General features: G+C 73.3%; 11 protein-coding genes, 1 tRNA gene and 1 pseudogene. 9 read left to right on the top strand and 4 right to left on the bottom strand.

Translation table 11 applies throughout. The features are described 5' to 3' along the window. Positions 1–69: 69 nt before the first annotated feature. On the top strand, positions 70–1,272 hold the full coding sequence (locus tag A6V29_RS18010; protein WP_137161589.1) for a tyrosine-type recombinase/integrase: 1,203 nt from the start codon (positions 70–72) through the stop codon (positions 1,270–1,272). Positions 1,273–1,373: 101 nt separating this feature from the next. Here the strand turns inward: A6V29_RS18010 and A6V29_RS18005 are convergent. Together A6V29_RS18005 and A6V29_RS18000 are read right to left on the bottom strand one after the other, a co-directional pair. Next, positions 1,374–1,458 (bottom strand) — tRNA-Leu (locus A6V29_RS18005). Between the two features lie 66 nt (positions 1,459–1,524). Then, on the bottom strand, positions 1,525–2,544 hold the full coding sequence (locus A6V29_RS18000; protein WP_137161588.1) for a GGDEF domain-containing protein: 1,020 nt from the start codon (positions 2,542–2,544) through the stop codon (positions 1,525–1,527). 145 nt (positions 2,545–2,689) lie between these two features. Between A6V29_RS18000 and A6V29_RS17995 the strand changes: the two genes are divergently transcribed. From A6V29_RS17995 to A6V29_RS17985, 3 genes are read left to right on the top strand one after another with little or no spacing between them, the layout of a single operon-like run. Beyond that, complete coding sequence (locus tag A6V29_RS17995) at positions 2,690–4,009, top strand: M20/M25/M40 family metallo-hydrolase (RefSeq protein WP_137161587.1); 1,320 nt, start codon at positions 2,690–2,692, stop codon at positions 4,007–4,009. 8 nt (positions 4,010–4,017) lie between these two features. Further along, positions 4,018–4,818 (top strand): SDR family oxidoreductase, encoded by an 801-nt coding sequence (locus A6V29_RS17990; RefSeq protein ID WP_137161586.1) that lies wholly within the window; start codon positions 4,018–4,020, stop codon positions 4,816–4,818. Between the two features lie 2 nt (positions 4,819–4,820). Then, positions 4,821–5,264, top strand: coding sequence for an SRPBCC domain-containing protein (locus A6V29_RS17985; RefSeq protein ID WP_137161585.1), 444 nt, complete (start codon positions 4,821–4,823; stop codon positions 5,262–5,264). Here the strand turns inward: A6V29_RS17985 and A6V29_RS17980 are convergent, their stop codons facing one another. Continuing rightward, complete coding sequence (locus A6V29_RS17980; protein WP_137161584.1) at positions 5,265–5,837, bottom strand: class I SAM-dependent methyltransferase; 573 nt, start codon at positions 5,835–5,837, stop codon at positions 5,265–5,267. A 161-nt stretch (positions 5,838–5,998) separates the two neighbouring features. Between A6V29_RS17980 and A6V29_RS17975 the strand changes: the two genes are divergently transcribed. Then, positions 5,999–6,910: an NADPH:quinone oxidoreductase family protein gene (locus tag A6V29_RS17975; RefSeq protein ID WP_249933324.1), complete on the top strand. Its 912-nt coding sequence runs from the start codon at positions 5,999–6,001 to the stop codon at positions 6,908–6,910. 32 nt (positions 6,911–6,942) lie between these two features. Beyond that, positions 6,943–7,698 (top strand): pentapeptide repeat-containing protein, encoded by a 756-nt coding sequence (locus A6V29_RS17970; protein WP_137161582.1) that lies wholly within the window; start codon positions 6,943–6,945, stop codon positions 7,696–7,698. On the opposite strand, the gene A6V29_RS17965 is transcribed toward A6V29_RS17970, so the two are convergent. Beyond that, positions 7,695–7,898: a DUF5703 family protein gene (locus A6V29_RS17965; protein ID WP_040339379.1), complete on the bottom strand. Its 204-nt coding sequence runs from the start codon at positions 7,896–7,898 to the stop codon at positions 7,695–7,697. The genes A6V29_RS17970 and A6V29_RS17965 overlap by 4 nt on opposite strands. Positions 7,899–8,029: 131 nt before the next feature. On the opposite strand from A6V29_RS17965, the gene A6V29_RS17960 reads away from it, so the two are divergent. The 3 genes and pseudogenes from A6V29_RS17960 to A6V29_RS17950 all read left to right on the top strand — a co-directional run. Beyond that, positions 8,030–8,293: an Rv3202a family protein gene (locus A6V29_RS17960; protein ID WP_137161581.1), complete on the top strand. Its 264-nt coding sequence runs from the start codon at positions 8,030–8,032 to the stop codon at positions 8,291–8,293. A 306-nt stretch (positions 8,294–8,599) separates the two neighbouring features. Then, on the top strand, positions 8,600–9,829 hold the full coding sequence (locus A6V29_RS17955; RefSeq protein WP_137161580.1) for a quaternary amine ABC transporter ATP-binding protein: 1,230 nt from the start codon (positions 8,600–8,602) through the stop codon (positions 9,827–9,829). Then, positions 9,822–10,086, top strand: a pseudogene (locus tag A6V29_RS17950) (proline/glycine betaine ABC transporter permease); the annotation flags it as partial. The gene A6V29_RS17955 and the pseudogene A6V29_RS17950, both read left to right, overlap by 8 nt.

The raw sequence follows: 10,086 nt of genomic DNA, 5'->3' as shown, positions 1-10,086 counted from the left end.
CACCCCGCGGGACGTCACCCAGCCATCCGGCTGACAGCGGGTTCCCGGGGTCGACTATGGAGGTCTGCGATGGCGAAGCCACGGCGACGTCAGGCGGGCGAGGGCGGCATCAGCGAATACATGACCAAGGCCGGTCCCCGCTTCCTAATCAAGTTCACGGCCCAGCGGGCAGACGGGACGAAGCGCGTCGTCCTCAAGCGCGGCTTCAAGACCAGGAAGGACGCCGCGGCGGCTCTGCGGGCGGAGGTCCGCAAGACCGAAGTAGGGGAGTGGGTCGAGCCCTCGAAGCAGCGTCTCGACGCCTACCTCGCCGAGTGGATCCAGGGCCAACGGCTCGGCCCGGCCACGCTCGCCTCCTACCGGAAGAACATCCGGCTGCACATCGATCCGTACCTCGGCGCTCTGCCCGTCGCCCGGCTCACCGGTCCAGCGGTGGACGCCTGGATGCGCAGACTGGAGGAATCCGGCCGCGCGGACGGCCAAGGCGGTCTCTCCGCCCGAACGGTGCGCTACGTGTACACCATCCTGCGGTCGGCGCTGGGTGACGCGGTCACACAGGGACGGCTCTCGGTCAACCCGACCGACCGGTCGACACCGCCGAGCCCATCGGAGGCGCGTCCTCCGGAGATGCAGGCGTGGACCGCGGCCGAGCTCGGCCGGTTCCTCGGCTGGGCGGAGGCCTATGACGAGGACCTCGCCATAGGCTGGCGGCTGTTGGCGGCCACCGGGATGCGCCGCGGAGAAGCGCTGGCCCTGCGTTGGCGCGACATCGACTTGGACGCCGGCCGCCTCGCCATCCGCCGCAGCGTCGGCGTCGTGAAGACCAAGGGCGCCGGCGAGCGCTTGGTCGAGGGCCCCACCAAGACGGGCCGGTCACGCGTTGTCGACCTGGACTCCGGCACCGTGGGCGCGCTTCGTGCCTACCGGGCCGCTCGCGGACTGCTGGCGCTCGATCTCGTGCGCGACTCGGCGCTCGTGCTCAGCAACCTCGACGGCACCCATCGGCACCCTGAGCGGTTCTCCCGCCACTTCGCCGGCCATATCGCGCGGGCGCGTCGAGCGCTGGGGGAGGAGCGGCTGCCGGTGATCCGGCTGCACGACCTCCGCCACACCCACGCCACGCTCCTGCTGGCCGACGGCGTGCCGGTCAAGGTCGTCTCAGAGCGCTTGGGCCACGCGAGCGCCACGATCACGCTGACCGTCTACCAGCACGTGCACCCCGGCATGGGGCGCGAGGCGGCCGACCGCTTCGCTGCCCTGCTCGAAGGGTGATCCGGTGCGCGAAGTATCACGCGGGTATCACGAGGCCCTAGAAGGCCGTTGCAGCAGAACGCCCCGGGCTCCTGACGTGCAGGAACACCGGGGGGATGTTGTGTCCGAGGGGGGACTTGAACCCCCACGCCCGATAAAGGGCACTAGCACCTCAAGCTAGCGCGTCTGCCATTCCGCCACCCGGACGAGTGCGGGGCAAGACTACCCGAGCCCCCGGCGCCGATCACGCACCCCCCGACGCCGTTCCAGCCGTCAGGCGCGGGCCACCGAGACCCGCCCGCGGCCTGCCCGTTTCGCGTCGTACAGCGCGGTGTCCGCGGCCGTATAGAGTCCCCGCCGGTCGGTGGAGTGCTGCGGCAGGTGGGCGACGCCGACGCTGATCGACAGCGCCAGCAGGTCGCCGTTCGCGAGGGTCATCGGTGTCGAGCGGACCGCCTCGAGCAGCTCCTCGCCACGCTGCACCGCGATCTCGCGGCCGCAGCCCGGCATGAGGACGGCGATCTCGTCACCGCCCAGCCGCGACAGCACCGCGTCCTCCGCCCGCACGCCGCTGCGCAGCACGCGGGCCAGGTGCACCAGGACGTCGTCGCCGACCGGGTGCCCGTGGCTGTCGTTGATTGCCTTGAACGAGTCGACGTCGATCAGCACCAGCGCGGTCCCGCCCGGCACCGACCGCTGCAACGCGGCGGCCAGGGCCTCGTCGAATGCCCGGCGGGTCTTCAACCCGGTGAGCGAGTCGACGGTGAGCTGCTCCTGTAGGGCGGCCACCAGGCGTTCCTGGACCGTGCCCGCGTGGACGAGCATCACCGCCATCACCACCAGGACGGCGCCGAAGAAGGTGAAGTCGGTGAGGGCCGCATCCACCGGGAGCAGGGTCAGCAGGGTGACGCCGTTGGCCACCACCGCCGTGCCGGTCACCACCACCACGGCTCCGCGGCGCAGGTGCGAGGCCGCCCAGAGGACCGGGAAGGCGAGGAAGGCCTGGGACGCGGCGGAGGGGTCCTCGGTCAGGTAGTTCACGCCGCAGGTCAGCAGGAGGCCCGCGAGCGGCAGCACCGTGAAGACGCGCCACCGGTCGAGCGGGCGCGGAGGCAGGAGCGCGAAGGCACCGGACGCCAGCAGCAGGACTCCGACGGCCGACCACGCGGCCAGGACGCCGGCGCGGTCGTACTCCAGGGGCTGGAACGCGTTGAAGACGGCGAGGACCAGCGCCGCGACGACCAGGATCAGCACGGCGCTGCGCGCGGCTGCCTCCGGGTCGCGTGCGCGCATCCCCGACCAGCTCCTCACGCCCGTCCATCGGCACGCGAGCCGCCGCTCCCGAGGCTCGGCTCACCCGTGCGAGGGAGCTCCGTCGGCGCCCCGGCACGGGCCGCTCGCGCTGACGACGGGAGGGGCCACCCCTAGGCTCGAACGGGTGGACAGCAACCCGCCGACGACGGCGCAGGACGAGGTCGCCGAACTGCTCTCCGACCTGATCCGGATCGACACCACCAACACCGGTGACACCGCCACCAGCGCGGGGGAGCGGACCGCCGCCGAGTGGGTGGCGTGCAAGCTGGCCGAGGTCGGCATCGACTCCCAGATCGTCGAGTCCGAGCCCGGCCGCGCCAGCCTCGTCGCGCGCATCGAGGGAGCCGACCGCAGCCGCCCCGCCCTGCTGATCCACGGCCACCTCGACGTCGTCCCGGCCGATCCTGCCGAGTGGAGCGTCCACCCGTTCTCCGGGGAGGAGCGTGACGGCTACATCTGGGGCCGGGGCGCGGTCGACATGAAGGACATGGACGCGATGGTGCTGGCCCTGGTGCGCGAGTGGGCGCGCACCGGCGTGCAGCCGCCGCGCGACATCGTGCTCGCGTTCGTCGCCGACGAGGAGGCCGGCGGCAAGCTCGGCGCGCACCACCTCGTCGACCAGCACCGCGACCTGCTCGAGGGCTGCACCGAGGCGATCAGCGAGGTCGGCGGCTTCAGCATCACCGTGCACGACGACCTGCGCCTCTACCTCGTCCAGACGGCGGAGAAGGGCCTGGCCTGGATGCGGCTGACCGCCGGCGGGAAGCCCGGCCACGGCTCGTTCGTCCACGACGACAACGCCGTCACCCGGCTGGCCGAGGCCGTCGCCCGGCTCGGCTCGCACCGCTTCCCGCTCACCCTCACCCCGCCGATGCGGGAGTTCCTCGCCGCCGTCGAGGAGGCCTACGGCATCGAGCTCGACCCGGCCGAGCCGGAGCAGGCCCTGGCCCGCCTGGGCAGCATCAGCCGGATGGTCGGCGCGGCCCTCCGCAACACGGCCAACCCGACGATGCTGCACGCCGGCTACAAGGCCAACGTCATCCCCGGCACGGCCAGCGCCGTCGTCGACGGTCGCTTCCTCTACGGCCAGGAGGAGGAGTTCGAGCGCCAGCTCGCGGCCCTGGTCGGCGAGGGGATCCAGCGCGAGTGGCTGGTCCACGACCAGGCCGTGGAGACGACGTTCGACGGGCCCCTGGTCGACGCGATGGCCGCCGCGTTGAAGGCCGAGGACGACGGCGCCCGCCCCGTGCCGTTCACGATGAGCGGCGGTACCGACGCCAAGAGCTTCCAGCGCCTGGGCATGCGCTGCTTCGGCTTCTCGCCGCTGCGCCTGCCGCCGGACCTCGACTTCGCCGCGCTCTTCCACGGCATCGACGAGCGGGTGCCGGTCGAGTCGCTGAAGTTCGGCATCCGGGTGCTCGATCGCTTCCTGCGGTCGGCATGATGGGGGACGTGACTGCGCCCACACCTCGCCCCGGATCCGTCGCCCTCATCACCGGAGGGACCGGTGGCTTCGGCCGCGCCCTCGCGAAGAAGCTGACGGCGCTCGACGTCACCGCCGTCCTGGCCGACCTCGACAACGAGCGCAACCGCGCCGTCGCCGAGGAGCTCGGCTGCCCCTTCGTCGCCCTCGACGTCACCGACCGCGCCGCCAACCAGGCCGTCGTCGACCAGGTCGAGGCCGAGCACGGTCGGCTGGACGCGACGTTCCTCAACGCCGGCATCGCCGGGAAGTCCCGCCAGAGCCTCGACGTCGACGAGTTCCTGCACGTCCTCGACGTCGACCTGCTCGGGGTCGTCTACGGCACCGAGGCCGCGCTGCCGGCGCTGCGCCGGGCCGGCGGCGGCTCGATCGTCGTGACGGCGTCGCTCGCGGGCCTGGCGCCGATGGCCACCGACCCCGGCTACGGAGTGGCCAAGGCCGGCGCGATCGCCTTCGTCCGCTCCATGGCACCGCGGCTGATCGGCGAGAACATCGAGGTCACCGCGATCTGCCCGGGCTTCGCCGACACGGCGATCATCGACGGCATCCGGGAGACCTTCCAGCAGGCCGGCTTCCCGGTGCTGAGCGCCGAGGAGGTCGCCGACGCGATGCTCGCGGCCTGGACGTCCGGCGAGCCGGGTGCCGCCTACGTCATCCAGCCGGGGCTGGGCGCGATCCCGTACAAGTTCAAGGGCGTGCCCTCGGCCAAGACCAGCAACGGCGAGACCGCCACCGTCCCCGGAGCGCTGCGGCCCACCTCGGCGAGCTGAGCGTGCGCCACCGGCTGAGCACCGAGATCGACATCGCGGCCCCGCCCCACGCCGTCTGGGCGGTGCTGACCGACCTGCCGGCCCACGCCGAGTGGAACCCCTTCATCACCGCCGCCTCCGGCACCGTCCGGCCGGGGGAGCGGCTCAGCCTGCGGTTGCAGCCACCCGGCGGCCGAGCCCTCTCGATCAGGCCGACGGTCACCGAGGCGACCGATGACCGGCTCCTCGAGTGGCAGGGCCGCCTCGGCGTCCCCGGCCTCTTCGACGGCCGGCACCGCTTCGAGCTGCACCCCACCGACCGGGGCACCCGTCTCGTGCACGGCGAGTCGTTCAGCGGGCTCCTCGTGCGGCCGCTGCGCGGCTCGCTCGACGGCGGCACCCTGGCCGGCTTCCGGGCGATGAACGAGGCGCTGCGCCACCGGGCGGAGCGGGGACCGACCCGCTGATCAGTCGGTTTCCGCGTCGGAGCAGGCGAACAGGATCGCCGGGGGCACGTTCCACGGCGTGATCCGCCAGCGCACCGTGCGGAAGCGGCGCCGGAACTCGCCGAGCATCAGCGGCGAGTACTGGATGACGACCATGACGCCCCGGGGGCCCAGCATGCCGGGCAGCGCGTCGAGGATGCGCTGCCGCAGCGCCTTGTCCAGCGAGGTGAAGGGCAGCGCCGACACCAGGACGTCGGCCTTCCGGCCGTCGAGGTAGTCGTGGATGTTCTCCGCGGAGTCGGTGACCACCTGGACCCGCGGATCGTCGTAGCGCTCCTCGAGCAGGGCCGACAGCCGCGGGTCGATCTCGACCGCGATCAGCCGCGCCTCGGGCTTCAGCCGGGCGAGGATCTCGCCGGTCTGCACACCGGTTCCGGCGCCGAGCTCCACGACCAGGTCGGCCGCGGGGACGTCGGCCATGTCGAGCATGGCGCGCACCGCGCTGCGGGACGTCGGGAGGACCGCCCCGACCTGCCGCGGATTGGCGACGAACGCCGCCAGGAAGCGCAGCCGGTCCGTCAGGAGCTGTCTCATGCCGTCCTCGTGTAGGTGTGCTGCCGTCGGCAGCACACTGTCACGCGGCCCGCGGGGCGGCGAGCGCAGGGCGGGCTGGTGACGGCGGTCACCGTGGCGTCTGGCAGGGTCGGCTCATGCGTGCATGGCGGGTCCACGAGCTCGGTGATCCTGCGGACGTCATGACCTTCGACGAGGTCGAGACGCCCACCCCTGGCGAGGGGCAGGTGCTCGTGAAGGTGCGGGCGGCGGCGCTGAACTTCCCCGACGTCCTCATGGCGCAGGGCAAGTACCAGGAGCGACCGCCGCTGCCCTTCACGCCCGGCGTCGAGCTCTGCGGCGAGGTGGTGGGCACCGGCCAGCGGGTGATCGGCTCGCCCGCCGGCGGTCCGGGGGCGTTCGCCGAGTACGCGCTGATGGACGCCGCCGCGGCCTACCCGGCCCCCGAGGGGCTCTCCGACGAGAAGGCCGCGGCGCTGTACCTCACCTACTCCACCGGCCACGTCGGCCTGCACCGCCGTGCGCACCTCGAGGCGGGGGAGTGGCTCCTGGTCCACGCCGGCGCCGGTGGCGTGGGCTCCGCCGCCATCCAGCTGGGCAAGGCCGCGGGCGCCCGGGTGATCGCCACCGCCGGCGGCGCGCACAAGACCGAGGTCTGCCGGCAGCTCGGCGCCGACCACGTCATCGACTACACCGCCGAGGACTTCGTCCCGCTGGTCAAGGAGATCACCGAGGGCCACGGTGCCGACGTCGTGTACGACCCGGTCGGCGGTGACGTGTTCGACCGATCGCGCCGGTGCATCGCCTTCGAAGGCCGGTTGCTCGTGGTCGGGTTCACCAGCGGACGGCTGCCGGACGCGCCCGCCAACCACGTGCTGGTCAAGAACTACAGCGTCGTCGGCCTGCACTGGGGGCTCTACCGCAAGCACGACCCGGGCCTGTTCTGGCGGACCCACGAGGAGCTCGTCCGGCTGGTCGGCGAGGGGAAGATCGATCCGCTGGTCGGCGACGTCCTGCCGTTGGATCAGGCCCCGCAGGCGCTGGCCCGGCTCGCCGACCGCGGCACCGTGGGCAAGGTCGTCCTCGTCCCCTGAGGGCACGGAGGCGTGCCTACCCTGGTGCGGTCATGACCTCGCTGCCGCTGGCCCGCGCACGGGCGGCGCTGTCGGCCGACTGCAGCCGCTGCGCCGGGCTGTGCTGCGTCGCGCCGGCGTTCGCGGCGTCCGCGGACTTCGCCGTCGACAAGCCGCCCGGAACGCCGTGCCGGCACCTGCGTGACGACTTCCGCTGCGGGATCCACGACCGGCTGCGCAGCTCCGGGTTCCCCGGCTGCGTGGTCTTCGACTGCTTCGGGGCCGGGCAGCGGGTCACCCAGGAGACCTTCGGCGGGCGCAGCTGGCGCGAGTCACCGGAGCTGGCCGCCATCCTGCCGGCCGCCGCTGTGCTGCGCGCGGACGTCGAGGCGGCGCGGCGGGAGACCGAGCGGCTGGCCGGTCTCGACGCCGCCACCCTGCGTACCCTGGACGTCGGGGCCCACCGCGCTCACGTCGGTGCATTGCTGCACGAGGTGAGCGAGGCCGTCCGGGGGCCCGGGCTCCCGGACCACCGCGGCGCGGACCTCGTGGGCCGGGATCTGCGACGGGAGGACCTGCGCGGCGCCGGCCTGCGGGGCGCCTACCTGATCGGCGCCGACCTGCGCGGGGTGGACCTCGGGACGGCGGACCTGCTGGGCACGGACCTGCGCGCGACCGACGTCCGCGGCGCCGACCTGTCCCGCTGCCTGTTCCTCACCCGGCCGCAGCTCGAGGCGGCCCGGGGCGACGACGACACCCGGATCCCGCCGGAGCTCGACCGCCCCGCCTCGTGGCGGGCAGCGCCCTAGACGACGGGGCCGGGCAGGTAGGAGAGCCGTGACCTGCGGCGCAGGACCACCTTGCGCGTGCCGTCGGCGTGCAGCTGCAGCCGGGCCAGCTCCCACCCGCCGACGTCGGCCTGAAGACTCAGCATGGTCGCCGCCGCGGACCGGGACGTGCCCGGCGGGATCCGCAGCGGCGCGAACTCGTAATCCGCGGCCGCCTCCATCGATCCGATTGTGCCTGGCCGGATGCGGTTGGTCACGCGGTCGTCTCGCGCGGCGCACCCGCCGCTCTGCCGGGAGCGCGGAGCGACGGCAGGATGGGGGAGGCCCTGACCACATCCCGAGGGAGGACGACGTGACCGATCCCGGCACCGCGAACGACGCCGACCGCGCCGAGCAGGAGGCCCTCCTGGTCCCGCCCGCGGTGGACCTGGCCGGTGACGCGGACGCGCCCGGCCTCGGCGTGCCGGAGGCCGACGCGCTCGACCAGCAGCTCGCCGCGCGGCCCGGTGAGGCGGGCGCGCCACCCCGCCCCGTGGGGCTCCGCGAGGCGAACGAGGCCGATGTGCTGGACCAGGAGGTCGTCGTCCCGGACGACGAGGACGACATCCCCGGCTGATCGGCGCCATCGGTACGTCGTCGCCGAACGTGACTGGCCGGTGTTGTCATGTGACGAACGGGTTACGGGTACTTATCGATCCTTCGTTCGACAGGCCACGGCCACGCAAACCTCGATAAGTTGGCTCGCCGGACAGCGGCACAGTGCGGACCTCCGCGCCGTGCCGTGCCGGCCCCGGAAGGGGCCGGACCGGGATGCCGGTGGCCGTCGGACAGGTCCGTCGGCCGTCGGTAGAGGAGTGGATGAGTCCCGGTACACCGGTGCCGCCGACGGACACGGCCGGCGGCACCATGGCGAGAGGGACATGTGACCGCACTACGAGTCGAGAGCCTGTTCAAAGTCTTCGGTCGCCACCCCGACGACGCCGTCGAGCGCCTGCGCGCCGGAGCTTCCGCCGAGGAGATCCGGGCCACGGGTGCCACGCCGGCGGTGATCGACGTCGACCTGAAGGTGGAGCCCGGCGAGATCTTCGTCGTCATGGGGCTGTCCGGATCGGGCAAGTCGACCCTGATCCGCATGCTCAACGGGCTGCTGGAGCCGACGGCCGGCACCGTTCACGTCGGCGAGGACGAGATCACCGCGCTCAGCGGCAAGGGTCTCCGCGAGATCCGCCAGCGCCGCATCAGCATGGTCTTCCAGCACTTCGCGCTCCTGCCGCACCGCAGCGTCGAGGAGAACGCCGCCTACGCGCTCGAAGTGCGCGGGGTCGACCGGCGCACCCGGCTGGCCGCCGCCCGGGAGGCGCTGGCGATGGTGGGTCTGGACGGCCAGGGCGACAAGCGCCCCTCCCAGCTCTCCGGCGGCATGCAGCAGCGCGTCGGCCTGGCCCGCGCCCTGGCGTCGGAGGCCGACGTCCTGCTCATGGACGAGGCGTTCAGCGCGCTCGACCCGCTCATCCGCCGCGAGATGCAGGACCAGCTCCTGGAGCTGCAGGCCCGCCTGGGCAAGACGATCGTCTTCATCACCCACGACCTCAACGAGGCCATGCGCCTGGGCGACCGCATCGCGATCATGCGCGACGGGCGGGTCGTGCGCCTGGGCACTCCCGAGTCGATCCTGGCCAACCCCGGCGACGAGTACGTCGAGCGGTTCCTGGCCGACGTCGACCGCTCGCGGGTGTTCGCCGCGGGTGACGTGATGGTGCCGACGCGGTCCGTCCCGGTCGACGTCGACCCGCCCGCAGCGCTCTCGGCGCTGCGCGAGCGCGGCGGCTCCGCCCTCACCGTGGTGGATGCGGAGGGCCGGCTGGTCGGCGTCGCGACCGGCGCGGACCTCCTGACCTCCTCCGGTGACGTCGCGTCCGCGGTGCGGCCGGCGGCCGCCCGGGTCCCGGCCACCACCTCGCTGTCGGACCTGCTGGCCCCGGCCGGCGCCAGCGACGCCCCCGTGGTCGTCGTCGACGACGACGGCCGCCCGGTCGGGGTCGTGGACTCCCGCGCGGTGCTGGCCGCCATGTCCGGCGCGGCGGCTGACGGGCGCCCCTCGGCCGGCACCAGCGGTGACCGCGCCGACCAGCTGGAGGGCTCCCGTGGCTGAGCCGGGCGCCGTCCTCGCCGCAGACGACGACACGCTGCCCCGCGTTCCCGTCGGCGAGTGGATCGACACCGCCTTCGACTGGCTGAAGGACAACCTCGACCCGTTCTTCGACGCCGTCAGCAGCGGCACCGAGAGCGCCGTGGAAGGCGTGACCGACGCGCTGCTGCTGCCGCCCCCGCTGCTGCTCGCCGCGATCCTCGCCGTGCTGGCGCTGTTCGTCCGCTCGGCCGTGTTCGCCAGTGGCGTCCACCAAGGTG

Source organism: Blastococcus sp. CCUG 61487 (genome assembly GCF_005222955.1).
Taxonomy (GTDB): Bacteria; Actinomycetota; Actinomycetes; order Mycobacteriales; family Geodermatophilaceae; genus Blastococcus.
This window is presented reverse-complemented; position numbering and strand designations above follow the sequence as displayed.

Excerpts from the sequence above, each read along its gene's own strand:
- A6V29_RS17980 (WP_137161584.1), bottom strand. The coding sequence starts at position 5,837 with ATGAGACAGCTCCTGACGGACCGGCTGCGCTTCCTGGCGGCGTTCGTC.
- A6V29_RS17965 (WP_040339379.1), bottom strand. The coding sequence starts at position 7,898 with ATGGAGGCGGCCGCGGATTACGAGTTCGCGCCGCTGCGGATCCCGCCG.
- A6V29_RS18000 (WP_137161588.1), bottom strand. The coding sequence starts at position 2,544 with ATGCGCGCACGCGACCCGGAGGCAGCCGCGCGCAGCGCCGTGCTGATC.
- A6V29_RS17975 (WP_249933324.1), top strand. The coding sequence starts at position 5,999 with ATGACCTTCGACGAGGTCGAGACGCCCACCCCTGGCGAGGGGCAGGTG.
- A6V29_RS17970 (WP_137161582.1), top strand. The coding sequence starts at position 6,943 with ATGACCTCGCTGCCGCTGGCCCGCGCACGGGCGGCGCTGTCGGCCGAC.
- A6V29_RS18010 (WP_137161589.1), top strand. The coding sequence starts at position 70 with ATGGCGAAGCCACGGCGACGTCAGGCGGGCGAGGGCGGCATCAGCGAA.